This window comes from Plantactinospora sp. CA-294935 (genome assembly GCF_050936445.1).
In the GTDB taxonomy this organism is placed as follows: domain Bacteria; phylum Actinomycetota; class Actinomycetes; order Mycobacteriales; family Micromonosporaceae; genus Plantactinospora.
Map to the genome: position 1 here is coordinate 9,214,422 of NZ_JBNJMU010000001.1, position 26,367 is coordinate 9,240,788.

22 protein-coding genes, 1 pseudogene and 1 riboswitch are annotated in these 26,367 nt (G+C 70.1%); of the genes and pseudogenes, 11 read left to right on the plus strand and 12 right to left on the minus strand.

Annotated features, from left to right (window positions below; genetic code table 11):
* Position 1: 1 nt before the first annotated feature.
* From ACQEVC_RS40005 to ACQEVC_RS40020, 4 genes are all read right to left on the minus strand, one after another.
* On the minus strand, positions 2 to 2,515 hold the full coding sequence (locus tag ACQEVC_RS40005; RefSeq protein ID WP_432888833.1) for a glycosyltransferase: 2,514 nt from the start codon (positions 2,513 to 2,515) through the stop codon (positions 2 to 4).
* A gap of 129 nt (positions 2,516 to 2,644) precedes the next feature.
* On the minus strand, positions 2,645 to 3,685 hold the full coding sequence (locus tag ACQEVC_RS40010; protein ID WP_432888835.1) for a Gfo/Idh/MocA family protein: 1,041 nt from the start codon (positions 3,683 to 3,685) through the stop codon (positions 2,645 to 2,647).
* Positions 3,682 to 4,791 (minus strand): DegT/DnrJ/EryC1/StrS family aminotransferase, encoded by a 1,110-nt coding sequence (locus ACQEVC_RS40015; protein WP_432888837.1) that lies wholly within the window; start codon positions 4,789 to 4,791, stop codon positions 3,682 to 3,684. Before ACQEVC_RS40015 ends, ACQEVC_RS40010 begins: the two co-directional genes overlap by 4 nt.
* A 188-nt stretch (positions 4,792 to 4,979) precedes the next feature.
* A complete protein-coding gene (locus ACQEVC_RS40020; protein WP_432888839.1) occupies positions 4,980 to 5,654 on the minus strand; it encodes a TetR/AcrR family transcriptional regulator in 675 nt (224 codons plus the stop codon).
* 154 nt (positions 5,655 to 5,808) lie between these two features.
* Here ACQEVC_RS40020 and ACQEVC_RS40025 point away from each other — a divergent pair, with 154 nt between their 5' ends.
* From ACQEVC_RS40025 to ACQEVC_RS40050, 6 genes and pseudogenes are all read left to right on the plus strand, one after another.
* The gene (locus tag ACQEVC_RS40025) at positions 5,809 to 6,705 is read left to right on the plus strand and encodes an ABC transporter permease (protein WP_432888841.1); all 897 of its coding nucleotides are present in this window, start codon (positions 5,809 to 5,811) and stop codon (positions 6,703 to 6,705) included.
* Positions 6,698 to 7,522 (plus strand): ABC transporter ATP-binding protein, encoded by an 825-nt coding sequence (locus tag ACQEVC_RS40030; RefSeq protein ID WP_432888843.1) that lies wholly within the window; start codon positions 6,698 to 6,700, stop codon positions 7,520 to 7,522. Before ACQEVC_RS40025 ends, ACQEVC_RS40030 begins: the two co-directional genes overlap by 8 nt.
* Before the next feature lie 220 nt (positions 7,523 to 7,742).
* Positions 7,743 to 9,192 (plus strand): annotated as a pseudogene (locus ACQEVC_RS40035) (D-ribitol-5-phosphate cytidylyltransferase); the annotation flags it as partial.
* A gap of 298 nt (positions 9,193 to 9,490) precedes the next feature.
* Positions 9,491 to 11,188 carry a CDP-glycerol glycerophosphotransferase family protein gene (locus ACQEVC_RS40040; protein WP_432888845.1) on the plus strand — a complete coding sequence of 566 codons (1,698 nt, stop codon included), beginning with the start codon at positions 9,491 to 9,493 and terminating at the stop codon, positions 11,186 to 11,188.
* 74 nt (positions 11,189 to 11,262) lie between these two features.
* Entirely contained in the window at positions 11,263 to 12,057 is a 795-nt protein-coding gene (locus tag ACQEVC_RS40045) for a GNAT family N-acetyltransferase (RefSeq protein ID WP_432891981.1), read from the plus strand.
* A 250-nt stretch (positions 12,058 to 12,307) separates the two neighbouring features.
* Positions 12,308 to 12,847, plus strand: coding sequence for a DUF2231 domain-containing protein (locus ACQEVC_RS40050; RefSeq protein WP_432888847.1), 540 nt, complete (start codon positions 12,308 to 12,310; stop codon positions 12,845 to 12,847).
* 151 nt (positions 12,848 to 12,998) lie between these two features.
* Here the strand turns inward: ACQEVC_RS40050 and ACQEVC_RS40055 are convergent, their stop codons facing one another.
* The gene (locus ACQEVC_RS40055) at positions 12,999 to 13,847 is read right to left on the minus strand and encodes a C39 family peptidase (protein ID WP_432888849.1); all 849 of its coding nucleotides are present in this window, start codon (positions 13,845 to 13,847) and stop codon (positions 12,999 to 13,001) included.
* A gap of 479 nt (positions 13,848 to 14,326) precedes the next feature.
* A riboswitch (cyclic di-AMP (ydaO/yuaA leader) is annotated at positions 14,327 to 14,468 on the minus strand.
* Positions 14,469 to 14,724: 256 nt separating this feature from the next.
* On the opposite strand from ACQEVC_RS40055, the gene mdlC reads away from it, so the two are divergent.
* Together mdlC and ACQEVC_RS40065 are read left to right on the plus strand one after the other, a co-directional pair.
* The gene (gene mdlC, locus ACQEVC_RS40060) at positions 14,725 to 16,326 is read left to right on the plus strand and encodes a benzoylformate decarboxylase (RefSeq protein ID WP_432888851.1); all 1,602 of its coding nucleotides are present in this window, start codon (positions 14,725 to 14,727) and stop codon (positions 16,324 to 16,326) included.
* Between the two features lie 549 nt (positions 16,327 to 16,875).
* A complete protein-coding gene (locus ACQEVC_RS40065) occupies positions 16,876 to 17,571 on the plus strand; it encodes a hypothetical protein (protein ID WP_432888853.1) in 696 nt (231 codons plus the stop codon).
* Between the two features lie 239 nt (positions 17,572 to 17,810).
* On the opposite strand, the gene ACQEVC_RS40070 is transcribed toward ACQEVC_RS40065, so the two are convergent.
* The 4 genes from ACQEVC_RS40070 to ACQEVC_RS40085 all read right to left on the minus strand — a co-directional run bounded on the left by ACQEVC_RS40070 (position 17,811) and on the right by ACQEVC_RS40085 (position 21,918).
* Positions 17,811 to 19,412 carry a flavin monoamine oxidase family protein gene (locus tag ACQEVC_RS40070; protein WP_432888855.1) on the minus strand — a complete coding sequence of 534 codons (1,602 nt, stop codon included), beginning with the start codon at positions 19,410 to 19,412 and terminating at the stop codon, positions 17,811 to 17,813.
* 357 nt (positions 19,413 to 19,769) lie between these two features.
* Positions 19,770 to 20,849, minus strand: coding sequence for an NADP-dependent oxidoreductase (locus tag ACQEVC_RS40075; protein WP_432888857.1), 1,080 nt, complete (start codon positions 20,847 to 20,849; stop codon positions 19,770 to 19,772).
* Positions 20,850 to 20,966: 117 nt separating this feature from the next.
* Positions 20,967 to 21,161 (minus strand): DUF397 domain-containing protein, encoded by a 195-nt coding sequence (locus tag ACQEVC_RS40080; protein ID WP_432888859.1) that lies wholly within the window; start codon positions 21,159 to 21,161, stop codon positions 20,967 to 20,969.
* Positions 21,154 to 21,918 (minus strand): DUF5753 domain-containing protein, encoded by a 765-nt coding sequence (locus ACQEVC_RS40085; protein WP_432888861.1) that lies wholly within the window; start codon positions 21,916 to 21,918, stop codon positions 21,154 to 21,156. The genes ACQEVC_RS40080 and ACQEVC_RS40085 overlap by 8 nt, the downstream gene beginning before the upstream one ends.
* Before the next feature lie 604 nt (positions 21,919 to 22,522).
* Here ACQEVC_RS40085 and ACQEVC_RS40090 point away from each other — a divergent pair.
* The 3 genes from ACQEVC_RS40090 to ACQEVC_RS40100 all read left to right on the plus strand — a co-directional run bounded on the left by ACQEVC_RS40090 (position 22,523) and on the right by ACQEVC_RS40100 (position 24,291).
* The gene (locus ACQEVC_RS40090) at positions 22,523 to 22,810 is read left to right on the plus strand and encodes a flavin reductase (protein ID WP_432888863.1); all 288 of its coding nucleotides are present in this window, start codon (positions 22,523 to 22,525) and stop codon (positions 22,808 to 22,810) included.
* Positions 22,811 to 23,029: 219 nt separating this feature from the next.
* Positions 23,030 to 23,494, plus strand: a complete 465-nt coding sequence (locus ACQEVC_RS40095; protein WP_432888865.1) for an aminoacyl-tRNA deacylase — start codon at positions 23,030 to 23,032, stop codon at positions 23,492 to 23,494.
* A gap of 191 nt (positions 23,495 to 23,685) precedes the next feature.
* Positions 23,686 to 24,291 carry a hypothetical protein gene (locus ACQEVC_RS40100; protein ID WP_432888867.1) on the plus strand — a complete coding sequence of 202 codons (606 nt, stop codon included), beginning with the start codon at positions 23,686 to 23,688 and terminating at the stop codon, positions 24,289 to 24,291.
* Between the two features lie 124 nt (positions 24,292 to 24,415).
* Here ACQEVC_RS40100 and ACQEVC_RS40105 read toward each other — a convergent pair whose 3' ends face one another.
* The 3 genes from ACQEVC_RS40105 to ACQEVC_RS40115 all read right to left on the minus strand — a co-directional run bounded on the left by ACQEVC_RS40105 (position 24,416) and on the right by ACQEVC_RS40115 (position 26,215).
* Positions 24,416 to 25,111, minus strand: a complete 696-nt coding sequence (locus tag ACQEVC_RS40105; protein WP_432891984.1) for a class I SAM-dependent methyltransferase — start codon at positions 25,109 to 25,111, stop codon at positions 24,416 to 24,418.
* A gap of 65 nt (positions 25,112 to 25,176) precedes the next feature.
* Positions 25,177 to 25,983 (minus strand): SAM-dependent methyltransferase, encoded by an 807-nt coding sequence (locus tag ACQEVC_RS40110; protein WP_432888869.1) that lies wholly within the window; start codon positions 25,981 to 25,983, stop codon positions 25,177 to 25,179.
* Positions 25,984 to 26,068: 85 nt separating this feature from the next.
* Positions 26,069 to 26,215 carry a hypothetical protein gene (locus tag ACQEVC_RS40115; protein WP_432888871.1) on the minus strand — a complete coding sequence of 49 codons (147 nt, stop codon included), beginning with the start codon at positions 26,213 to 26,215 and terminating at the stop codon, positions 26,069 to 26,071.
* Positions 26,216 to 26,367: the final 152 nt, after the last annotated feature.

Consider the following 26,367-nt stretch of genomic DNA (forward strand, 5'->3'; position numbering starts at 1 on the left):
GTCAGACCAGGAACGTCGACAGCGCGTGCGCGGTCCAGCTTCCATCGTGGTAGATGCGGGCGTACTCGGCGGAGGCGAGCCCGGTCTTCGCGGTGCCGTCCCGATCGTCGAGCAGTGCCTCGATCGTCTCCTTGAGAGAGCTCGGGGAGGCGTTGACGATCGGCAGGTCGCTGCCGACCGTCTTGCTCACACTCTCGCTGAGGTACGCCACCACCGGCTTGCCGGCCGCCATCGCCTCGACCGCGAAGGCACCGAAGCTACCCGTGGTGAACTGGTCCAGCACGATGTCGCAGTCCTGCACCAGGGCCCGCATCTTCTGCACGGGGATCCCCTCGGCCAGAACCAGCTCGATCACTCCGCGCTCGTGCAGCTCCTGGACCACCGGCAGGATACGGTCGGTTCCCTTGGTCCAGCGCTTCGACGGGGCATGCAGCACGATGGGCCGAGCCCGCTCCATGACCGGCCGGTCGCAGGCCCAGGCCTCCACGTCGACCACCAGCGGTGCCCAGGTGGCCTGCGGTAGGTCGTCGAGCAGGTCGGGGGTGGTGACGAAGATCGGAAGTCCGGATTCCTCGGCGACCCGCCGGTTCCGCTCCGCCTTCTTCTGGAGTTTGGCCGCCACGCCCGTCGGGGCGTCCCGGAACAACGAGAACTCGTGCCGTTCCATGTGCTGGCCGGGATGGCGAATCTCGCTGCCGTGCCCGAGCAGCGCGACCTTGATGCCGGCCTGCCTGAGCGCCGGCAGGTCGCCCTCGATGTTGTCACCGTTGAGGTGGCCGAAGACCGGCATGAAGGCGTCGGCCAGCACGTGGGTGTACCGGCCAAGTACCGCCTGCACCCTGGCCATCTGCAGGTCCAGGTCCTTGAGCTTGGACGCGTCGAGGTAGACGTCCGCCGGATAGTCGAACGAGGCGGGCAGCTTCGACATCACGACCTCGGCCGAGACGTCGGCGCGGTCCCGGCAGATCGCCTGGGCGAACGCCGCCGCCTGACCGGCGTAGTTTGCCGGCCCGAGGCCGAGCCGGATCGCCGTCTCCCCCAGTGGCCGCCAGCGGTCCAACGGCCTGCGTTCGGCAGAACGCCCCGGCAGCAGGGCGACAGGCCGCTCCGTGACGGTCCACGGGACATCGTCGCGTGGCGCCGCGGGAGCGAGCCCGGAGATCTCCCGATAGAGCCGGAGCAGTTTGCGGCTCTGCTCCTCCCACGAGTGTTCGTTGAGGATCTGCTCGGTGATCCCGGCAGCGAGTTCCGCCCGGTTCTCCATCGCGCGCCGCGCGGCTGCGGCGAAACTCGCCGGATCCTCGGAGACGAAGACCTCACCGATGCGCTGCTCCTCGACGAAGCCCTTCACCACCTTCACGTCGCTGGTCACGAGCGGCAGCCCGGCCTGGAGGTACTCGGAGACCTTGGTCGGCAGGGAAAGCTCGCAGTTCGGGGTACGCCGGAACGGGATCAGGCCCAGGTCGGCGGTGGAGAGATAGTCCGCGACCTCGTACGGAGGCACGTAGGGCAGGACATGCACCCGGTCGCGCACCCCGAGCGACACCGCCTGGGCGAGCAGCGCCTCGAGCAGGGGAGTCAATCGTCCGGCCACCAGCGCGAGGTGGAACCCGGGCAGGTTCGGCAGGGCGGCGACCACCGTGTCGATCCCGCGCTCCTTGCCGATCCAGCCCGAATACACCATCAGCGGTACGTCTTCGGCAAGCCCGGCGAGCGCGCGTATCGAGGAGGTCTTCGTATCTCCGCTCCGGATCCCCTCGCGGACCGGAGCGTTGCCCACCACCAGGGGAAGCTTCGGAAGTCGGTGCTCCTGCCGCAGCAGCTCGGCGATCTGCGGTGAAACGGTAACCACCGCGTCCGCCTGTCCGATGAACTCCCGCTCCGCGGCCCGACACCCGCTGGCCTGCTGGGGCTTCGGCCACTCCACGCCGTTGACGTACTCGTGGGCGTCGTAGAGCCATGCGCACTGCTTTCCCCGGCCTCGCAGCCGGGCCGCGCTCATCGCCGCAGTCGGGATGGTGTTGATGTCGTTCGCGTGGATCAGGTCTGGCTCGAGCTCCTCCAGCACCGGACCGAACGCGAGGTCGATGTCCATCAGGGTCGGCCAGTCCACCCGCCAGTTGCCGGTCGGCGGGCCCGGCCGGAACTGGCGGTACTGCTCCCAGCCCCAGGCTCGTACCCGCAGTTCGTGAAACGCCTCGCGGGTACGGATCCAGGTCCGCACAGGTACTGGGTTGTGCCGAGCGGTCTGCTTACGCAGCCAGGCCTGGTGGGAGGCCTTGTAACGAGCCAGTGCCGCCTTGTCCGATATGCCAAACTGCGTGAACGTCCGGCGTATGCGCATGGTCGTGCGTTGGGAACCGAGCCGGTCCATCTGCGACACGACCGGAACCCGGATGACCTCGATAGGCCCCATCGAGGACCGGTCGAGCAGCTTGCCGCTCTTCCGCGGGCTACGCCCGACCAGGATGACCTCCCAGCCATCCCGGGCAGCCGCGATGGCGGTCTTCTGCACCCGTGAATCCCCGGTGATTGCGTTGGCGACAAGTACCACGAGTCGTGGTGGGCGGGGCATCGATGCCATCCCGCAGTCCTCCATAGAGATAGCTGAGTGGGTACGGCGCATGGTGATTCCGCCGGAAGGCTAGCCGATGGTGTTGAACGCGGCCTTGTCCACAGGCTCCGCCAGATCGACCCGGACGGTGCTGCCGTCGGAGGCGGACTGCAGGACCGCTGCGGCGACCCGAACGGTACGCAGACCCTGCCGCAGGGTGACGATGTCGCTCTCCTTGCCCTCGACCGCGTCGCGGAACCGCTCGTGCTCGACCAGCAGCGGCTCCCGCTTCGGGATGGCGTACCGGACCATGTCCCCCTCGGCGACACCGCGGAACGCCCGCAGCGCCTCCCACTCGGTGTCGATGGCACCGTTGGCGTAGAAGGTCAGGTCGGCGGTGAGGGTGTCGGCGACGAAGCAGCCCCGGTCACCGGTGATCACCGTCGACCGTTCCTTGAGCGGACTGAGCCAGTTCACCAGATGGTTCACCATGGTTCCGTTGGCGAGCTGGCCCACCGCGGCCACCATGTCCTCGTGCAGCCGGCCGCTGCGGGAAACCGTACGGGCCGACACCGAGGTGTATTCCTGCCCGGTGACCCAGCTCGTCAGGTCGATGTCGTGGGTGGCCAGGTCCATCACCACGCCCACGTCGGCGATCCGGTGCGGGAACGGTCCCTGCCGGCGGGTGACCACCTGGAAGACCTCGCCCAGTTCCCCGTTCTCCAGCCGGGTACGCAGATTCTGCAGCGCGGGGTTGTAGCGCTCGATGTGTCCGACGCCGGCTACCAGGCCACGCGACTCGAACGCCTCGACCAGTCGAGTGGCCGTCTCGACGGACTGGGCCAGCGGCTTCTCGATCAGCGCGCAGACGCCGTTCTCGGCCAGCTCCAAGCCGACGTGCTCGTGCAGCGCGGTGGGGCAGGCCACCACCGCATAGTCGACGCCCATGGCGAGCAGATCCGCCACGGTGGGCACCACCGGCACCGACAACGTCCCGGTGGTGTCACCGGCCGGATCCACCACGCCGACCAGTTCCACGCCGTCCAGGTTGGACAGTACGCGGGCGTGGTTGCGGCCCATGGCGCCGAGCCCGATCAGTCCCGCGCGCAGCGGGCGTGCCTGGCCGCTCACCGGGCACCCGCCAGGCTGTTCGCGGCGTCGGCGATCCGCTCCAGGTCGGCCTGGCTCAGCGACGGGTGGATCGGCAACGACACGACCTCGCGGGCGGCCCGCTCTGTCTCCGGCAACTCCCACGCTCCTGGCTTGCCATCCGAGTTCAGGTACGGCTTCAGCCGGTGAATCGGGGTCGGGTAGTAGACCGCGTTACCCACCCCCTGATCCAGCAGCTTCTGCTGGGCGGCGTCCCGGTCCCCGCGTACCCGCACGGTGTACTGGTGATAGACGTGCCGGGCCGCGTCGGCCACCGGTGGGGTGACCACGCCGGTGATCCGGGCGTCGAGGAACTTCGCGTTCGACCGGCGCTGCTCGGTCCACTCCGGCAACTGCTGGAGCTGTACCCGCCCGATCGCCGCGGCCACGTCGGTGAGCCGCATGTTCGCGCCGACGATCTCGTTCGCGTACCGCTGCTCCATGCCCTGGTTGCGCAGCAGCCGCAGGGTCCGGGCGAACTCCGGGTCAGGAGTGCTGATCATGCCGCCCTCCAGGGCGTGCATGTTCTTCGTCGGATAGAAACTGAAGCAACCCGCGATGCCGAAGGAGCCGACCGGCCGGCCGTCCAGCGCCGCGCCGTGCGCCTGGGCCGCGTCCTCCACGACGGCCAGGCCGTGCCGCTCGGCGATCGGCATGAGCCGGTCCATCGCGGCGGGGTGACCGTAGAGGTGCACGGGCATGATCGCCGCGGTACGCGGGGTCACGGCCGCCTCGACCGCCGCCGGATCAAGGCAGAAGCTGCCGGCCTCGATGTCCGCGAAGACCGGCTCGGCGCCGACCAGGCGGACCGCGTTCGCGCTCGCCGCGAAGGAGAAGGACGGCACGATGACTTCGTCGCCCGGGCCAAGGCCGAGCGCCAGCAGGGCCAGTTGCAGAGCCGAGGTGCCCGAGTTGACCGCGACACAGTGCCGGCCGGCCACCAGCTCGGAGAACTCCTCCTCGAACGCCGCCACCTCCGGCCCCTGCACCACCCGGCCGCTGCGGAGCACCCGGACGGCGGCTTCGATCTCGGCGTCTCCGATGACTGGTTTTGCGGGCGGGATCATGTCTGCGTTCTGCCCGGGCATGGGCATCCTCCTGTCGATGGGGGGATCGCAATTGGCATGCGATGCTAGCTCGTTACGGGATGGCTGGATGAAGTGGTACAGGGTGGGTCATGACCGGCGAACAGTGTCGGACTCGACGGAGTCACGGCCGCTGGAGGCCGGCGGTCGGTCGGGAACGGTGCGGGGAGATCGAAGCGGCGCCAGGACGATCAGGTTGGCAGGGGGATATCGGCACTCCCTCCGGCCGGTACCGGCCCGTCCGCTTGGAACCCGGCCGAGACGTGGTTGTCCGCACCGAGTCCGGCCGCGATCGCGGCGGCCATTCGTGGCAGGTAGTCCTCCGGAAGAGTGGTACGGGCAACGGCGAGCCGCCAGTAGAGGGGACCGACGATCAGGTCGACCGCGACGTCAGGGTCTATCCCGGCAGGCAACTCGCCCCGGCCCACCGCACGGTCGATCAACAGTATGCCGACATCCCGTTGGTTGGCGCGCAGGGCCTGCTGGAGGGTCTGTGCGATCTGCGGGTTGCGGGCCGCCTCGGCGAGCAGATCCGGGATGATCTGCGAGGCCAACCGGTGTCGCAGCGCCCGAGCCACGATCCGCAGCAGCACTTCGAGATCTCCCATTAGGCTACCGGTGTCCGGTAACGGTAGGCTCTGCCCCGCGACCCGGGTGACGATGTCGAGCACCAGCTCCAGCTTCGAGTCCCACCGCCGGTAGACCGCCGTCTTGCCGACCCCGGCACGGCGCGCGACCGCCTCGATCGAGAGACGGCCATAGCCGACCGCCGCGAGTTCCTGCATCACGGCTGCGCGGATCGCGGCGGTGATCCCGTCTCGGAGCACCGCCGCTCCCGCTGGAGCACGCCGGTTGTCGGTCGCCACGCGGGCCAATATAGCGCGACGACGCTACGGTTGCGTCCCGACGTACGATGGACTACCTTGCCACGAAGCGACGACCACCGGCGTTCCAGCGCTCTGGCCACGGTCACCACGTCGCGCGACTCCCGCAGCCCGAACAGATCGGAGCGCCCACGCTATGGCCATCACGGCGGTAGCCAACCCCGATTCAGAGCTCACCCAGGCAGAGCTGGCCGCCCGGTACGGTCTCACCGTCGCTGGTGACCGCCCCTCCCTCACCAGCTACACCCGGCAACTCTGGTCCTACCGGCACTTCATCTCCGCGTACGCCAACGCCAAACTGGTGGCCTCGTTCAGCACCGCACGACTCGGCCGACTCTGGCAGGTGCTGACCCCTCTCACCAACGCGGCGGTCTACTACCTGATCTTCGGCGTGGTCCTGGGCACAAGCCAGAACGTCGAGAACTTCATCGCCTATCTGTGTACCGGTCTCTTCGTCTTCACCTTCACCCAGACCGTGGTCAGTGGTGGGGTCACGGCGATCACCAGCAACCTGGGGCTGATCCGGGCACTGCACTTTCCCCGCGCCAGCCTGCCGATCGCGATCACGCTGACACAGTTCCAGCACCTGCTCGCCTCGATCGTCGTACTGGCCGGGATCGTGCTGATCGACGGCGAGCCGCTGACCTTCGAATGGCTGCTACTGATACCGGCGATCCTGTTGCAGTCGATCTTCAACGCCGGGTTGGCGATGGCGATGGCTCGGATCGGCTCGAAGGTCACGGACCTGAAGCAGGTCGTCCCGTTCGTGATGCGGACCTGGATGTACGCCTCCGGCGTGCTCTACAGCGTGGAGAACTTCGAGAAGCACCTGCCCGAGGCGGCCGCCTGGCTGGTGCAGCTGAACCCGTTGCTGGTCTACATCGAGCTGATGCGGCACGCCCTGATGGAGACAGCGCCGGTGACTGCTTCGGCAATGCAGTCCTGGCTGCTCGGCATCGGTTGGGCGGCGGCAGCCGGCGTCCTCGGGTTCGTCTACTTCTGGCGCGGTGAAAAGGAGTACGGCCGTGGCTGAACCGATCAACCCCGAGCCACAGGCGCCGGCGGGCGACACCGCGGTGGCCAGTCCCCGGATCCCCACCGTCGTGGTCGACGAGGTGCACGTGGTCTACCGGGTGCACGGCGCCGGATCGGGCGGCAACGGCAGCCCGGTGGCCGCACTGAAGCGGATGGTGACCGGCGCCAAGAGCGGCGCGATCCGTGAGGTGCACGCGGTCAAAGGCGTCAGCTTCACCGCGTACCGGGGGGAGGCGATCGGCCTGCTCGGCAGCAACGGCTCCGGCAAGTCGACCCTGCTCCGGGCCATCGCCGGACTGCTGCCGGCCAGCCAGGGCGCGGTCTACACCCTCGGCCAGCCGTCGCTGCTCGGGGTGAACGCGGCCCTGCTCAACGACCTGTCCGGGGAACGCAACGTCGCGCTCGGCTGCCTGGCGATGGGGATGACCCCGGCCCAGGTGCGCCAGCTCACACCGGAGATCCTGGAGTTCTCCGGGATCAACGAGCGCGGTGACTTCGGCTCACTGCCGATGCGGACGTACTCGTCGGGTATGGCCGCCCGGCTCCGGTTCTCCATCGCCGCCGCGAAGAAGCACGACGTGCTGCTGATCGACGAGGCGCTGGCCACCGGTGACGCGCGGTTCCGGCGGCGCAGCGAGCAGCGGGTCCGGGAACTCCGGTCCGGAGCGGGCACAGTCTTCCTGGTCAGCCACGCCATTGGCACGATTCGTTCGACCTGTGAGCGGTCGATCTGGCTGGAATCAGGAGTCATCCGGGCGGACGGCCCGACCGACGAGGTCGTCGCCGAGTACGAGAAGTTCATGAACCGGAAGTAACGCCGCAGGCCGGAGCGGTGGCCCGGCGCCGTCCGACAGCGTGTTCCCAGGGACGCGCTGTCGGACGCTTCCGAGCTAGGGTCCTAGAGGTCACGACGCCCGGCCGACGTGCCAAACCGGTCCGGACGGGCGGTCGATCCCCGTTTCCAGACCGAGTGGGACCCCGTCCGGACGCTACGACATACGACACACGACAGCGTGTAGTCAGTGAGGATCGGCAATGGCGCAGAACCCGGCTACGCGGCCGGACAGCCGCCCGGCCCCGGGGGACCGGACCGGCACGGCGGCGCCGTGGCGGCCCGACCGGACCGTGGCGGTGGTGCTGGCCGGGGGCACCGGGACACGGGTCGGACTCGGCATTCCCAAGCAGCTCCTCAAGATCGCTGGCAAGCCGATCCTCGAACACACCATCACGGTCTTCGAGTCCGCGCCCGAGATCGACGAGATCATCGTGCTGATGGCGCCCGGCTTCCTGGACGAGGCGCGGCAGATCGTCGACAAGGCCGGCTTCCGCAAGGTCAGTCAGGTGATCGAGGGCGGTGACACCCGCAACGCCACCACCCGGCTGGCGCTGACCGCGATCGGGCCGGACGACTGCAACGTCCTCTTCCACGACGCGGTCCGACCGCTGCTGAGCCCCCGGATCGTCCGGGAGTGCGTCAACGCGCTCTGGACGCACTCCGCCGTCGACGTGGCGATCCCGTCCGCCGACACGATCATCCAGGTGGACGACGACGACTGCATCACCGACATCCCGGTACGGTCCCGGCTGCGCCGGGGGCAGACGCCACAGGCGTTCCGGTCGGGCACCATCCGGGCCGCGTACGCGCTGGCGGCGCAGGACCCGGCGTTCAGCGCCACCGACGACTGCGGGGTGGTGCTGCGCTACCTGCCCGAGGTGCCGATCAAGGTCATCGAGGGCTCGGACGAGAACATCAAGGTGACCCACCCGGTCGACGTACACCTGGCGGACAAGCTGTTCCAGCTCGCCGCCGCCCAGGCGCCCCGGCTGCGCGACGAGCGGGCGTACGTCGAGGAGTTGAGCGGCCGCACGGTGGTGGTCTTCGGCGGCAGCGAGGGGATCGGCGCGCGGCTGGCCGAGGTCGCCCGGGGCTACGGCGCGGAGGTCTTCCCGGTCAGCCGGTCGAGCACCGGCACCCACGTGGAGCGGGGCGAGGACGTCGCCGCCGCATTGCGTGGCGCGTTCGAGGCGACCGGCCGGATCGACCACGTGGTGGTGACCGCCGGGGTGCTCCGGATGGGCGCGCTCGCCGAGATGGACGAGGCGACCATCGCGCACATGCTCCAGGTCAACCTGGTCGCCCCGGTGGACATCGCCCGGCAGGCGCTGCCCTACCTGCGACAGACCCGGGGCCAACTGCTGCTCTACACCTCCAGCTCCTACACCCGGGGCCGGGCCCGGTACGCCCTCTACTCCGCCACCAAGGCCGCCGTGGTCAACCTCACCCAGGCGCTCGCGGACGAGTGGTCCGAGTTCGGCGTACGGGTGAACTGCGTCAACCCGGAGCGGACCGCGACCCCGATGCGGACCCGGGCGTTCGGGGAGGAGCCGGAGCACACCCTGCTGGCGGCCGACACGGTGGCCCGGGTCTCGCTGGACGTCCTGCTCTCCGGGCTGACCGGCCAGGTGGTCGACGTCCGCCGCTCCCCCGGCGACCCGGCCGCCGAGCCCACCGGCCAGCCCGCCGAGCCGAACGGGCGGCCGGGCGAGCGGAACGGCGCCGAGCCGAACGGGCAGCCGAGCGAGCCGAGCGGCACCGCTTCGAACGGCCAGCCCGCCGAGCCGAGCGGCGCCGACCCGGACGGTTCGGGCCAGGAGCCCGGGCTCGGCCGGATCGGCCGGCAACGCTCCACCGAACTGGTGCCGCCGCCCCGGGTCGGCACCGCCTAGCCAGGCCCCGCACCGTCGGGGCACCATCCGGCGATCCGCCTCACGGAAGGAAGCGCATGCGTGGCGATCTGGTCAGGAAACTGACCGTCCGGTGTCTGAGTGCCGGCCTGGCCGTGCTGTCCTTCCTGGTCCTCGCCCTCACCTCGGCCGAGCTTGCGGGCCTCGCCCTGGCGGTGGCCGGTGCGGTCGCGGTCTGGCTGGAGCGCCGGATCAACCCGCGCGCCGACCTGGTCGCCGAGCCGGTCCTGCTGATCGCCGGGGTCCTGGTCGGGTACACCCACCAGGTGCCGGAGGACCGGCTGAACTGGGTGGCGCTGGCGCTCACCGGCGCGGCTCTGCTCGGGCTGACCCTGGCCGAGCGACCACTGCGAGACGCCGCCGAACTGGAGGTCCGCTCGGCCAACCTCGGCGTGCGGTCGTCGCCACTGCTGGTCGCCGACCGGCTCGGTCCGGCGGTGCTGGTCCTGCTGGTCGTACTCGCCGGCAGCGCGGCGCTGACCCTGCCGGTCTGGCCCGTCCTGGTGCTCAGCGTGCTGGTCGGCGCCGCCGCCGCGATCGGTGCGGTCGGGCCGATCGCGCTGCGCCGACTGCGGCCCTCCGGCGGGCAGAGCGCGGTCACCCAGGCGCTCCGCCGGCACCGGCCGGAGTTCCTGCTCTACTTCTCCGCACCGCCCGGCTCGGAATACCAGGTCATGATGTGGCTGCCGTACCTGGAACGGATCGGCCGGCCGTTCATGGTGCTGCTGCGGGAGCCGAACTTCCTGCCGACGGTTTCGGCCGCGACCACGGCGCCGGTGGTGGTCTGCCCGACGCCGCGCTCGATCGACGAGGCGATCGTGCCGAGCCTGCGGGTGGCGTTCTACGTCAACCACGGCGCCAAGAACAGTCACTGCATCCGGTTCGCGCACCTCACGCACATCCAGTTGCACCACGGCGACAGCGACAAGGCGCCGAGCGCCAACCCGGTCTCCGCGATCTTCGACCGGATCTTCGTGGCCGGGCAGGCGGCGATCGACCGGTACGCCCGCAACGGCGTGACGATCCCCCGGGAAAAGTTCGCCATCGTCGGCCGGCCGCAGGTGGAGTCGATCGCGGTCAGCCGGGAGCCGATCCGGGACCGGGCCGACAAGGTGGTGCTCTACACACCGACCTGGACCGGGCACAACGCCGACGTCGACCACTGCTCGCTGCCGGTCGGCGAGACCCTGGTCCGCCGGCTGCTGGACCGGGGCGTGACGGTGATCCTGCGGGCCCACCCCTACACCTCGCAGAATCCGGCATCGGCCCGGCAGCTCGCCCGGATCGAGCAGCTCCTCGCCGAGCACCGGGCCGGCACGGGACGGCGGCACGTCTTCGGTGCCGAGGCGGCGAAGAAGATGAGCCTGGTCGACTGCGTCAACGCCTCCGACGCGCTGGTCTCGGACGTCTCCGCGGTGATCTCCGACTACCTCTACTCCGGCAAGCCGTACGCGGTCACGGACCGGGTCGGCGAGGGTGACCGGTTCGTCGAGGGGTTCCCGCTGGCCGGCTCGGGCTACGTGCTGGACTCGCAGATGTCCAATCTGGACGACGTACTGGACCGGCTGCTGGACAGCGATCCGCTGGCCGAGGCCCGGTGGCGGACCCGTACCCGCTATCTCGGCGACTTCCCGGAGCAGCGGTACGCCGACGGATTCCTCGACGAGGCCCGCCGGCAGTTGGACGGCGCCGCCACCCAGTCCGTGCCATCGCCGCGCCCCGCGCCGGTCTCCTGACGCAGCGCCGTCCACACCGTCGGCGCCGGTCTTCCGAGCACGGTCGGCGGCTGTGCCATGATGCGTCGGTGACGATGATCAGGACCAGCCACGACCGGAACGAGCTGGCCGGTCTGCTGCGCCGCGACCCCCACCTGCACGCCTACGAACTCGGCGACCTCGACGACTTCTACTGGCCGTACACCACCTGGTACCGGCTGGACGACGCCGTGGCGCTGCTCTACCAGGGTGGGCCCACTCCGGTGCTGCTGGCGCTGCACCGCTCACCGGCGGTGCTGGCCGAACTGCTCACCGGCCTGCTCCCGCTGCTGCCCCGACACTTCGAGGCACACCTCTCCCCCGGCGGCGAGGCGGTGCTGGCCCGGGAGTACCCGGTCAGGTCGCGCGGGGCGCACCTGAAGATGGCGCTCACCGACCCGGACCGGCTGGCCCGGGTGGCGCCCGGCGGCGAGGTGCTCAGCGAGGCCGACGTGCCGGAACTGACCGGGTTCTACCGGGCGGCCTATCCGGGCAACTGGTTCGATCCCCGGATGGTCGGGACCGGCCACTACGTGGGGATGCGCCGGGACGGCGAGCTGGTCGCCGTTGCCGGGGTGCACGTCTGGTCGCCGCGATACCGGGTGGGCGCGCTGGGCAACGTGACGACGGCTGCGGCGTACCGGGGACAGGGGCTGGCCAGCACGGTGGTGGCGACACTCTGCCGGCGGCTGCTGGAGACCGTCGACACGGTGGCGCTGAACGTCGTCGCGGAGAACACCGCCGCGTACAAGCTGTACGACCGGCTCGGTTTCACCCCGGTCGCCGAGTACACCGAGTACGTCGTCGGCGAGCCGTCACCCGCACCCGGCGCGGACGACCGTCCTCTTTGAACCCGGTCACCACCACGTCCTCCGGGGGCAACACGATCGCCGAGGCGTTCGTCGGCTCGGTCACCCTCGGGGAGGCGCCGCACCGGCCCGAACCGGTCCGACCCTTGTCAACGGTCGGCACCCCGGGCACCATGTCAACGTTCTCGAAAGCCGCCAGTCCGCCAGGCGTGCGGACCTGCGTCCGCCCGGTCCGTACGCCTGCCGTCCACCCCTTGCTTTCGCCAGTCGATCTGTCGCCGAGGAGGCGCCGGTGCTTGAGGAGTTCATGGGCATTCCCGCCCACCCCTTCCTGGTCCATGCCGCGGTGGTGTTCGTGCCACTGCTCGCGTTGACCGCGGTCGGGTACGCGTTCGTTCCGTTCGTCCGACCGCACCTGCGCTGGGTGCTGGGACTGCTCGCGGTCGCCACCCCGCTGGCCGCGCTGATGGCCAAGCTCTCCGGTGACCGGTTCCTCGCCCGGCTGGAGTCCCGTAACCGGGTCAGTCCGGAGTACGTGCCGCGGCTGGCGGAGCACCAGGACCTCGGCACCAACACCCTGTACGCGACGATCGCGCTCGGGGTGCTGACCCTGGCGCTGGTCTTCCTGGTCAAGCCCCGGGTCACCGCCGCACCGGTGACCGCCGGGACCGAGGGGAGCGCCGAGGGCGGCCCGGCCGCTGCCGCCGCCAAGGGGTCGCCGGTGCTGACCCTGGTGCTCGGGGTGCTGTCCCTGGCGGCGGCCGGGATCACCCTGTACTACGTGTTCCGCACCGGCGACACGGGCGCCCAGGCGGTGTGGCAGGGCCAGTGATTCCCGCCTGAGCACGGGCACGCACGGCCGACGACACGACGACGCCGGCCCGCTCCACACCCCCGGTCGGCACGGGTCGTCCGGGTGGGTGGGTCGGGCCGGCGTCTCGTCGGGCCGGCGTCTCGTCGGTACTACCGGCGGGCGGGGCGGGTCAGGACGAGTAGCCCCGGGTGGCCGCCCAGTTCGCCAGGTCGATGGTGGTCATCCAGTAGTTGCTGTCCTCGCCCGGGATGGCCGGGTCGGCGATCTTCACCGTACGGCCGTCGTCGCGGTAGCCGACCACGGTCAGGTAGTGCCCGCCGGGGTAGCTGTGCCAGCCGCCGTCGAGGTCGGTCGCCGAGCCGGCGATGTTGACCACCACGGCGTACCCGCTGGTGACGGCGTGCACGACGTCGGCCTGGAGCCGGTCCATCTGGGCCGGGGTGGCCGCGCCGCCGGGGATGGCGGTGGTGCGGTAGAAGTCGGTCCCGGTGATCTTGTTGAGCACCCGGGTGGTGTCCTCGGCCGAGTTGGTGCCGCTCATCGTGGTGCCGAGGTCGGCGGCGACGGCGTCCTGGCTCGGCTGCTTGTCCCGGACGGTCAGCGCGATCCGGGTGGCGGCCGGGCCGCAGTACCAGCCGTTGATCTGGGCCTGGAACTCGTAGTCCAGCAGCTTCGACTCCGGCGGCGCCGGTGGCTTGCTCGGGGTGCTGGCCGGGGTCGCCTTCGCCGCCTTGGTGGTCGGCGCGGTGGTCGCCGGCTCCGACGGGGTCGCCGGGGCGGTCGTCTCCGGCGCGGTGGTCTCCGGTGCGGTGGCGATGGCCGCTCCGGCCTGCCCCGCCGGGGCGCCGAGTTCGGCGACGGCGACGGTCGAGGTCTCCGGGGCCTCCGCCGAGCCGGTCGAGGCCAGGACGACCCCGCTGGACGCGGCAGCGGCGAGCACCGCGGCCGAGGCGAGCGCGAGCCGGTTGCGCCGGCCCGACATGGCGGTCCGGAACCGCCCGTTAATTGCGTGCTTCAACGTTATCCTCCAGGGGAAATGCGCGTCACCCCCACCGGGGGCAAGGAATGACGCGGCGTTTCAGTCGCTGCCGGAATGTGACGTGAAATCGCACGGAATCGCACGGACGAAATCGCCCGGGAGAGGCCCGCCGATGCATTCGGCGGAACGGCCGACGTACGGACGGACCGACGGTGCGCCAGCCGGTGGGCGCGCCGCTATCGGCGTACCGGCGGAATCAGCGCCACCACGATCCGTCGCGACCGGCCGGCGGCCCCACCGGGGACCGCGACCAGTTGGCCGGCGGACCCGGGCAGCGCCCGCGCGTCGACGACTTCCGCGTCACAGACCGCTATCGGGCCAGGTTCAGGTGCCGGCCTGGGGTCGGCCGGTCCGGGTCAGGGCGGTCCGGGACGGTCGCGGCGACCGGGAGTGGAGCCGCGACGCAGCGAGGGAACTGGGGGGACGGGCCGGGGCCCGGGTGGTACGGCACGAACAGCTACTCCTTCCGACACCGCCTACCGGGTTAGCTGACGGATTCGGGCGGGAAGGCCGCCCTACCACGGGCCAGCGGCTCGCGGATTCACCCCAGATAACTGTGGGTCCCCGGCTCGTTACAGAACGACTCGGCGGGCCTGCTCCGGTGTCACCCAGATGGCGACCAAGGGGCCGGACCAGACCCGCCGACATTACTGGCCGCCTTCCGCCGTTGCCAACCCCACTGAACAGCGAAAACAGTGATTGAGAGCGCGATCGGGACGACCGGCGACCGGGCTTGGGGCGGCGGGCGGCCGCGCAGATAAACCGGCATGATCATGTACGCGTACGGTATGACGGAAATGACCGGCTTGGCGCGGTGGTCCGAGCATGGGACGAGGACTCCAGGAGGCTCCTTCCGATGACAACGGTGCACGAAGCGACCTACGACCTGCTCCGTTCCCTCGGTCTCACCACCCTCTTCGGCAACCCCGGCTCCACCGAGGAGCCATTCCTGAAGAACTTTCCGGCCGACTTCGCCTACGTTCTGGCCCTCCAGGAGGCCTCTGCGGTCGCGATGGCGGACGGCTACGCCCAGGTCACCGGCCGGCCGGTGCACGTCAACCTGCACACCGCACCCGGCACCGGAAACGGAATGGGCAGCCTCGTCACCGCCTGGCACAACAAGACACCCATGATCGTTACCGCCGGCCAGCAGACCCGGACGATGAATTTGTCCGAGCCGATGCTGACGAACGTGCGCCCGACCCAACTGCCCGAGCCGTACGTCAAATGGAGTCACGAGCCGCTGCGCGCGCAGGACATTCCCGAGGCATTCATGCGGGCGCTCGCCACCGCCGTACAGCCGCCGGCCGGGCCGGTGTACCTCTCCCTGCCGCTGGACGACTGGGACGAGCCAGCCAACGGAACCGCGCAGGTACGCCGGATCAGCACCCGGGTCGCGCCCGATCCGGCGGAACTGGACCGGTTCGCCGAGATCCTGGCGGCGAGCCGGAGCCCCATGCTGGTGATCGGATCCGCGGTCGACCGCAGCGGCGGCTGGGCCGAGGCGGTCGCCCTGGCCGAGCGGAGCCGGGCACCGGTCTGGCAGCCGCCGTTCGCGGACCGGGTCGGCTTCCCCCAGGACCATCCCCAGTTCCAGGGACTGCTGCCGCCGGCGATCGGGCCGCTGGCCGAGAAACTGGTCGGGCACGACACCGTACTGGTGGTCGGTGCCCCGGTGTTCCGTTACTACCCGTACGTCCCCGGCCGGCGGGGCTATCTGCCGGACGGCACCCGGCTGCTGCACGTCACCGACGACCCGGCCGAGGCGGCCCGGGCACCGGTCGGCGACAGCCTGGTCGGCGACGTCACGCTGGCCTGCGCCGGGCTGGCCGAGCGGCTGCCGCCGACCGACCGGCCGATGCCACCGCCCCGGGCCGGTGCGCCGGACGGGGCCGCCGGCACCCCGCTGAGCCCGGAGGCGCTCTTCGGGGCGCTCGCCGCCGAGTGGCCGGCGGACGGGATCGTGGTCCCCGAATCCCCCTCCAACCTCAGCGTGCTGCACCGGCAACTCACCATCACCCGGCCGGGCTCCTACTTCAAGATGGCCAGCGGTGGACTTGGCTTCGGGCTGCCGGCGGCGGTCGGCATCGCGCTCGCCCAGCGGGACACCCGGCAGCACCGGCCGGTGGTGGCGGTGATCGGGGACGGCTCGTTCCAGTACTCGCCGCAGGCGCTCTGGACCGCCGCGCAGCACCGGCTGCCGGTCGTCTTCGTGGTGCCGGTCAACCAGGAGTACGGCGTGCTGAAGGCCTTCGCCGAACTGGAGGACGCGCCGGGCGTACCCGGACTGGAACTTCCCGGTCTGGACATCCCCGGCATCGCCCGTGGCTACGGCTGCACCGCCCACCAGGTGGAGTCGGTGGACGAGTTCAGGGCGGCGTTCCGGTCCGCGCTCGGCACGGAAAGCCCGACCGTGCTGGCCGTACCCATCACCCGAGACGTCGCCCCGCTGCTCTGATCCGCCGCCTGCCAGAGGGGCAACTGCCGAGGGGTGACCCGGACGATCGCCGGGATCCGTGAGACGTCGAGGTGCGCCTGCTCGACCTGGGCGGGCAGATTCTGGACGGTATATTCCGGTCGAGCGTGATATCGGGGAGTCATCATGATGACTCCCCGATATCACCCCGAAGAGGAGATGCCCATCCCGTCGGGCAACCACCCTCGCCCGACCGGTCATCGTCGGGGAGGCGGCCCATCCCGTCGGAGACCTCCGCCGATTTCATGATCGACCCGGTGGGGTGGAATGCAGAGCGCCCGCCAGTCGTTACATCTCGTGTACGGCCGAGTAACACCGCCTGCCGCCTGTGCTGGTGCCGGGCCCTCGGGGAATGATCCGGGGCCACCGGTCGTTACATATGGTGTTCGCCTGAGTACCAGCCGCCCCCCGCGTAGGTATTCGGGTTTTCCTGTTGTCCCTGGAGGCCACGACGTCTCGGGACACATTTTCTCCAATGGCACCCCGCGTCCCCCGCTGGGGTGTTCATCCCCGATTGGAAGGCAGACCATCATGAACAAGACTCTGTTCAGCCGATGGCTCCCGGCCGTCGAGCAGACTTCTCTGGTTCGTAAGACCGCTCTGGGTGTGGCTGGCCTGGCGTTCGTCGGCGGCGCTGTCGCCGGCCCCGCCGTGGCCGCGCAGGCCGCTCCCGAGCATGCCGGCTCGCCGGTGTCGCAGTCGGTCATGCAGGCCGACAAGGACCGCAAGGATAAGAGTGACAAGAGCAAGAGCGACAAGGACCGTAAGGGCGGTAAGCCGTCGCGGGACAAGCTCGTGCCGCATGGTGTGCAGGGTGAGCAGTCCCGGATCTCGCTGTCGGGTGAGCAGTCCGACAACGTGAAGGCGATCGTGAAGGCCACGAAGAAGGCCGGTCTGGACGAGCGTGCGGCCGTGATCGCGGTCGGCACCAGCCTTCAGGAGTCGAAGCTGGAGAACCTGGGCCACCTGGGTGACCGCAACGACCACGACTCGCAGGGTCTGTTCCAGCAGCGTCCGTCGTCGGGTTGGGGAACGCCGGAGCAGATCACCGATCCGGAATACTCCACCATCGCGTTCCTGAAGGGACTGAAGCAGGTCGACGGTTGGCATGACCTGCCGCTGACTGCCGCGGCGCAGAAGGTACAGGTGTCGGCGTACCCCGACGCGTACGCGCAGTGGGAGAACCAGGCCGCTGACCTGGTCGCCAACGCCTGGAACAACAGCTGACAACCGAACAGCGGCACGAACGTATCCGCTGGCCGGGTCCCCCACACCGGGGACCCGGCCAGCGGCGTCTCTGGGCACGGGCTGGCACATTGCCGAGATGAGTCAGGATCCTGACGGCGGAGCGTGCCGCTGTCGCGGGGCAGCTTCGTTGACCTGTGTTGGTTGACCGTGCGGTTGCGCGGCTACGACCGGTGCGGCTGGAGAGTCACCTCGACCAACTGCTGAACCGCGTGACGGCGTCAGCCCGCCATCACCCGCTGGTGCAGCGCGGTGACCACCGAGCGGGCCGAGACGAACGCGCCGTGCTGCCAGGCCACCTCGTGGCTCAACCAGTCACCGGCGAAGTAGACCCGGCCGGTCGGCCGGAGCAGCAGGTCGTAGCCGGCGGTGCCGTGTGGCGGCGAGGTCCAGGCGCCCTCCAGGTAGCGGGTCCGGTCCCAGGCGTGCGAGTACGCCGTCACCAGCTCGGAACGGTACTTCTCGCCGTGGATCCTCACGCCCTGCATGACCGCCCGCTCCTGCCGTTGCGCCGGGGTCAGCGCGCTGTACGCCCGGGCGTTCGCCCCGGTGTTGTAGTAGCCGACGATCAGGCCCCGCCGGCCGTGGAAGCCGTGCGACGGGTACCAGATGTGCGACAGGTCCAGGTCGGTCTCCGTGATGCCGCCGTAGATCCGCTGGTCAAGCTCCCACCAGCGGCTCCGGTACTCCAGACCGATCTTGCCCGAGGCGGTGGTCGGGAAGCTGCCGAGCGCCGCCGTCACGTCGGTGCCGAGGTTGTGCGGCACCCGGGCCATCAGGTGCGGCGGCAGCGTCGCCACGCAGAAGTCGGCCCGGACCAGGCGCTCCCGGCCACTCCGCCGGTAGGTCACCTCGACCTTGCCGCCCCGGTCGGTCACCCCGGTCACCTCGGCGCCGAGCTGGATCCGGTGCGTGCCGACCGCCTTCGCCAGCGCCCGGGGAATCTGGTCCATCCCGCCGACCGGCTGGAACATCAGCATCGCCTGGTCGTAGCCCAGTTCGAAGGAGAAGTACCGGCCGACGTTGCTAGCGAAGACATCGGAGAGCGGCGGCGGGGCACCCAGCGGTACGCCCGCGTCGTTGCCCGCGCCGGGATAGCTGGCGTAACCCCGCCGGCCGGTACCGGTGTACGCCCACCCGCTGGTGCGCCCACCGATCGCGCCGAAGCTCTGGAGGAACGAGAGCAGCCGCTGCTTGTCGTCGCCGGTCAGCCGGTCGTCCAGCGCTCCCTGGTCGGTCGCCTTGGCCAGCAGCTCGGAGACGTACCCGTAGACGTCCGCCTTGGCGGTGCGGTAGCGGACCGGCGCGGTCATCCCGGCCGAGGAGTTGTAGATCCAGGCGTCCGCGTTCGCGTTGGTGAACACCTCCACCGGTACGCCCAGCTCGCGGCAGTAGTCCATGGTGACCATCCACTGCGCGATCCGACCGGGGCCGGCGTTGAAGTAGACCCCGTCGGAGAACCTGGCCCGCTGGGTGTGCCCGTCCAGGTCGGTCTCCACGGTGCCGCCCCGGACGGTCAGGTTCCGGCCACCGGCCCGGGAGCGCGCCTCCAGCACCGTGCAGTCGTACCCCGCCTTGCCCAGCTCGTACGCGACGGCGAGGCCGGCGACGCCGCCGCCGAGCACCACCACCCGGGCACCGGACCGGCCGGTCAGGCTGAAGTCGGCGCGGGTCGGTGCCCGGAACGGCGGTACCGCCGAGGCGGCGGTCGGGGCGAGCCCGAGCGCGCCCATCGTGGCGAGCATCGCGCCCGCCCCGCCGCTGACCCCGACCGCGCGGAGGAAGCCCCGCCGGCTGACTGTGGACTGGTCGTGCTGGTTCATGCCGTCTCCTCGCCGCGCTCGTCGGCACGGCCACGGAGCCCGAGCTGCCTGGATCGCCCACCGCTCTCGCTCATGCCGTCCCCCAAGAAAGATCCGTGGGACGCCGAGTCTGTAAGGGGTGTGTTTCCGCGACGGAACAGAGAAGATTGCCGATTTGTTTCCGGACCGGCGCCGGCAGGACCGGCCCGGGCAGGCCGGAGGGGTCGAGCGACCGGTTCGGACATGTCCGTCCGGTTACCTCACCCTCCGCCCGCACCGACCATCGTGGACCCCGGTGGGGACGGGTCGAGGACGTCCGGTCCAGCCAGCACCGCGCCGCCTCCCGGACCCCGCATTGGGACACGGCGCGGTCGGTCGCTAACGGACCTGGTCGGCGAGCCGGACCAGCATCTTGCCGACGTTGCCGCCCCGGAGCATCTCCAGGAAGGCGCCCGGGGCCGCCTCGATCCCGTCCCGGACCGTGGTCGCGGTCCGCAGCGTGCCGTCGGCCAGCCAGCCCGCCGCCAGCGGAAGGTACTCGGCGAACCGGTCCAGGTGGTCGGTCACCAGCATGCCGCGCAGGCTGAGCCGTTTGGTCAGCGCCAGCACCAGGTTGGTCGGGCCGGGCACCGGCGCGGTCGCGTTGTAGACGCTGATCGCGCCGACCAGTGCGACCCGGCCGCCGACGTGCAGGGCGGCCAGGGCGGCGGCCAGATGGTCGGTGCCGACGTTGTCCAGATAGACGTCGATCCCCTCGGGCGCCGCCGCCGCCAACTGCGCACCGACCGAACCGGCCCGGTAGTCGATCGCCACGTCGTAGCCGAACTCCTCGACCAGCCGCCTCGCCTTCTCCGGGCCACCGGCCGAGCCGATCACCCGGGACGCGCCGAGCTTGCGGGCGAACTGCCCGGCGACCGAGCCCACCGCACCGGCGGCGGCGGAGACGAAGACCACGTCCCCGGAACGGACCGGGGCGGTGTCGGTGAGCGCGACGTACGCGGTCAACCCGGGCAGGCCGAGCACCCCGAGGTACGCCTCGGCGGGCGCGACAGTGGTGTCGACCACGGTCGCGGCGGCGGCGTCGAGTACGGCGTACTCGCGCCAGCCACGGAAGTGCGACACGGTGGTCCCCACCGGTACCGCCGGGGCCTCGGAGGCGACGACTTCGCCGATCGCCCCGCCGTCCAGGGCGGCACCGACCCGGAACGGCGGCATGTACGACTTCCGGTTGTCCATCCGCCCCCGCATGTACGGGTCGACCGACATCCAGGTGTTCCGCACCAGGATCTGGCCCGGTCCGGGAGCGGGCACAGTGGTGCTGACCAGTTCGAAGTTCTCCGGGCCGGGTGCACCGTGCGGCCGGGCGGCCAGCCGGACCTCCCGACTGGTCAGCTCCGGGCCGGCGGATCCGGCCCCGCCACGGTTCTCCGGCTCTGCGCTGCTGGCATCGCTCGACATGTGGGCTATTCCTTCCGGTGCTCCTGGTAGGTACGCGATCGCGGTCGGCTGACAAAGGCGCAGCGCCCCGCGCCCGGGCTGTCCGGGGTGCGGGGCGCTGGCGTGCCTCTGGCGCGGCTACGGCCGGCGGGCTACCTCGCCGACGAACACGCGCCACGCCACCGGGGCGAAGGCCAGAGTGCCGCCGTCACGGTCCTTGGTGTCGCGGACCAGGACGACGCCGGAAAGGTTGTCGGCGACCTCGACACATGCGCCGCCGTTGTTGCCACTGCGGGTGCTCTTGCGCCAGTGGGCGCCGGTCAGGTCATCCATGCTGGGCTGCTTCCTTGATCAGTGCCAGTGAGGCAGAGCTTGGGAGGGCGTGACTGCGGATTCTCTCCCATCTACCCGCCAGGGTAGCAACGTCCTCGGCCCGCTCGACGATGTGCGCTTCCACCTGACTATCCGCGTACGCCGCGCGCAGTCCATCGCCAAGTTCGGCGATGATGAACTGACCGCCTAGCCCCGGGTACAGGCCAGTCCCGACCGGCACGACGTGGATCTCTACGTTCGGCAGCGCCGCGCATTCGACCAGCCGTGCGATCTGCTCAGCACACAGCCCCGCCGGACTCTCGCACAGCCGCCGAATAACGGCCTCGTCCAGCACCGCAACGACCAGGGGCGGGCGCTCTCCCGTAAGGATGGACTGCCGACGCAGGCGCGCGGATACGAAGCTGTCGACCTCCTCGGCGGTCAGCATTTCGCCGGCCAGCGTGGCCCTGGCGTACGCCTCGGTCTGGAACACGCCCGGCACCCATGCCGGCTCGTACCACCGCAGCGCCACCGCTTCATGCTCGGTGTCTGCCCATGGCCGAAACCAAACAGGGTCACGACGTTTCAGAACGTCCGGCCAGAGGTCTGCAACGTCCCGGCCCACCAGGCCAGCGATCTTGGCCCTATGCCGTGACTGTGGAATGCGTCCGGGGGTCACCCAACGGGCTGCTGTCTTCGGGTCAACGCCGATCTGCTCGGCAAGACTTTCGGGTGTCTGCCCGGCCTCGGTCATCGCTTCCAAAAAGGCCCGGTTCATCACAAGCTCCCGTCTGAACGTCCAGAACGTCCAAAGTCCATCTTGCAACGGAGTGTGTTTATGCCACAACCGTTAGCAGGCTTGGAGGCGAACTTCTCGCCCGTTGTCCTGCCGAACGCTTGGCCGGATGAGGTGCCGGCGGGGGCGGCGCAGAGGCCGGGAAACCGGAAGCAGCCGCGCCCGTCCCATTTCGCCGACGGAAGGCAAAACACATGAGACTGTTTCGCAGAGAGCGCCCGGCTCACCGTCGGGACTGGCGCCGACTTTGGCGGTATTGCCGGTGCGGTTATCGATGGGTCTGCCCGGACGCGGCCGACCGCGTTCCGAAGCCGTACCAACCCTTCGTCCGGCCGATGACCGACGAGGAGTATCGGGCGGGCATGCTTGCGTCGTCGCCCGTGCCCAAGGTCGTCTTGCGCCTGGATCCGATCGGTCCGCCGCCACCGAACACACGCTGGGCGCGGGACGGTAGGAATCCGATCTGGAACTCGCCGTCTGGACGACACCAGATCGGCCGAGCTGGCGCGTCGACACCCGCCCAGAACTACCGAGGCCGCTACGGGGAGCGATCGTCTCATGCCGAGCGAGCCGGTCGGATGTAGCGGTGATCGGGCCGCAGGAGCGCTGGTGCCGGCACATGCGACGGATCGCCCAGCGACGCTACCCGATCGGTCAGCACACCCCGGCGCGGTCGTACCAATGCGAGACGTGCTGTGACCCCTGGCCGTGTGCGCCGGCACGCCTCGCCCTCCTGGTCGGCTTCAAAGGCGACCGGGTGGGGCTGATGATGTACCTCGGTGTACACCTCACCCGCGCACTGCAATCGATGCCCGACACGCACCCCGCGCTGATCGCCGGCCAACTCCTCAACTGGGTGCCTCGGCGCCGTTGACTGCCTCATCACCCGATCGGCCCGCCTCGGTGTCGCTGCCCTCCCCCTCCGCAGCGGTCCGGGGCGGGCCTTTGTGCGCCGGGCCGCAACTCCCGGCTTGATCTCGCCCCAAGGGCGCTGGTCGCCCGCCTGCATGAACGGTCGCCGCTCTGCTGCTCGTCGCGGCCCGCGTCGCCGGACCCGCCGCGACACCGCCCGGCCGGCGGGTACGGTGACGCCATGTCCGCGATCGCCGCCCTCACCTCGGCTGGTATCCCGCACCGGGTGATCCGGCACGGGCCGGTCCGCAGCGTCGCCGAGGCCGCCGAGGCGATCGGCGTCGAGGTCCCGGACGTGGTGAAGACCATCGTGGTACGCCGGGGCGCGCAGGACTTCGTCTTCGTCCTCGTCCCCGGCGACCGGGTGATCTCCTGGCCGAAGCTGCGTACCCTGCTCGGGATCAACCGGCTCGCCCTGCCGGACGCCGACGAGGCCAGGGCGGCGACCGGCTACGAGCGCGGCACCATCACCCCGTTCGGCTCCCGCACGGCCTGGCCGGTGGTGGCGGACGAACGGATCCGGGGCCGCACTATCACGCTCGGTACCGGCGAGCGGGGCACCGCCGTGGCGCTGGAGGCAGACGCGGCCGTCGCCGCCCTGGACGGCCGGGTCGCCGACGTCACCGAGCCGGAAGCGCCCCGCTGACCCGTCTCCCTGCCGGTTGTCGCCCGCGTTACCAATTGAGCTGGAGCTGCTGCGAGGCCGCGCACCGGAAGGCTGTGCCTCGTACCCCTGCCCGGCGCAGGAGCGACGCGTACGGGACCGGGTGCCAAGATGGGGGCATGTCGAAACGGAGGCTGGCGCTCTGGACCCTGCCGCTCGTCGCGGCGGCATCCTTGATCGTGTGGGCCCTGCTCGATGACCCGGGGACCCGGCTGGCCGGCATGATCCTGCTGGCCGCCATGCTGGGATTCGCCGGGGTTTTCGTGATCCCCGTACTCGTCATCGCCAACCTTGAGGGCCGGATCGCTTCTTTCCGCGACGCACCCGGATGGGCGCTGTTCCTGGCCGGGACAGGTCTGACCGTCGGCGTGCTGGCGTGCATGGGATGGTTCGAGCGCGGCGAGCCCGAATACGTCTGGAGGTACGGCGAGCCGGGGCAGGTCGAGATGAACCCCAGGCTCTTCTGCACGCAGAGTCGTGAGTGCGACGGCTCCTGGGCCTCCGACGGCACCGAAACGCCCGTCACGATCCGTTTGTCGAGGGAGGAACTCCAGCGGCTCCGAGACGACGCTGTCCTGTATTCCGCCGAGCCCAGCGAGCCGATCGCGGTGGACGCGCGGATCCTGGGCGACCGGGCCACCAGCGTCGGATTCGGCGCGCAGCCCGACAGCTCCGTGGCGCTCGGCAGGATCCCCGGATGGCTCGGCTGGGCTGGCGGCGGGATCGGGCTGGCGGGCTTCGCGCTCGCCGCGGTGTACCCTCGCCGGCGCCACTACTGAACCTTTTCAACCTGAACCGCGCGGCGCCCACGCACCGCGTCCGACCTCGCGCTCCAACGGGCCGCAACGGGAGGTCGAAAAAGGTTCATTGAATGTGGCGGCGCCGGCCGGATCGCAGCCGAGGTTAGGGCTGGCGGTATGCGAACATGATCGCGCCTGGGACGCTCTGGTCGAGGTCGAGGGTCATTTGGGCCTTGACCGTGAATCCGGCGTCGCGTAGCCACGCGGCCACTTGGTCAGGCTGGCGGCGGTGGACGTAGACCTTCATCGGGTGGCCGCCGTAGCCCTGCGTCTTCAACCGCGACTCGTCGCCAACGTGAAAGCCGAGCATTAGCGGTCCGCCGGGACGCAACACCCGATGGAAGTGGCCGAACACCGTGGGGACCGCGTTGTCGGGAATGTGGATCAACGACCAGAACGCGAGGAGTGCGGCGATCGAAGCGTCGGCGAGTTGCAGGTCCGTCATCGAGCCCACTTCGAACCGCAGGTCGGGGTGCTCACGCCGGGCCAGATCGATCATCGCGGGTGACAGGTCGATGCCGAACGTGTCGACGCCCAGCTTGTGCAGGTGGGCAGTGACGTGTCCTGGTCCGCAGCCAACGTCCGCCACTGGCCCACCATCGATGGCGTGGACCAGGTCGGCGAACAGCGCCAGAGCCGCGAGTAGGTAGGGCTCCTTGGCCAGAGCTTCACGTGTGTAGTCGGAGTAGCTGTCGGCGACTGTGTCGTAGGAGGTCCGGGTGTCTGCCAACCAGCCGTCCGCTGCCCTGCTCGGCGACCCGGATGGATTGGCGTCTCCGAGCGGTGCCTCGGTTTCCATCATGGGACCCCCCCGTGCCCGCGAATAGGTTGCCCTCATGGCTGACCGGCGTCGAGAGGCTCAGCTCAGCCGATGCGGCCGACGCCGCCGAACAGGTAGACTTCCGGCTCGTCGGACTCCGGGTGGGGGCGCCAGCGCGAGCACGTAACGACGCCGGGCTCCAGCAGATCCAAGCCGTCGAAGAAGCGTTCGAGCTCCATCTTCGTCCTGGCGCGGATTGGCGTGCCGCCGCGCTCGGTGGTCTCCCGCATCACGCGCAGCATCGGCTCGCCGTGGATCTCCGCGGTGGAGTGGGTGAGCACCAGGTAGCTACCGGTGGGCATCGCCTGCACAAGCTGCGCGACGGAGCCGTACGCCACGTCGTCGTCCATCAGGTGGTTGACGACGCCGAGGAGCATGAGCCCGATCGGCTGCGAGAAGTCGAGCGTCTGCCGCGCGGACGCGAGTATCGTGTCCGGCTGCCGCAGATCGGCTTCGACGTAGTCGCAGCTGCCTCCCGGCGCGCTGGTCAGGAGCGCACGCGCATGCGCCATGACGAGCGGGTCGTTGTCGACGTAGACCACCCGGCAGTACGGGTCGAGGGACTGCGCGACCTCGTGGGTGTTGTCCGCCGAGGGGAGCCCGGTGCCGACGTCGAGGAACTGACGGATGCCGGCATCCTCGACGAGAAACCTGACCACGCGCTTGAGGAACGCGCGCTCGGACTTGGCCCCGATGGGGATGTCCGGGATGTGTGCGATCACCTCATCACCGGCGGCCCGGTCGACCGCGAAGTTGTCCTTGCCGCCGAGCCAGTAGTTCCAGATCCGCGCCGAGTGCGGAACCGTGGTGTCCAGTTTGGAGTTTGAGGGGAACTCCAGGTCCTCGGTCATGAGGGCATTCTTCCGCACCGAAGGGGCGGCGACGCAACTGGGGCGGTGGTCCCGACGGCACGGCGGGCTCCAATTGGGTGCCCAGCTACGGCAACTGCGTGAGGCCCACCAGAGCATCGATCGGCACCGAACGGTCCGGGACGCTACCGGTCCAGCCCACGGCGATGATCAATGAACCTTTTTCAACCTGAACCGCGCGACGCTCGTGCCCGCGTTCGACCTCGCGGTCCACCGGACCGCAAGGGGAGGTTGAAAAGGTTCAATAGGTCCGCATCAGGATGGCGGCGTCCCGGACCGGGCTGGGCACTCCGGGCCACCGCGTGGAGCACCTACCGGGCGGCCTCGGTCGCCTCGCCCCCGATGCCGTCACCGGGAATCACCGCG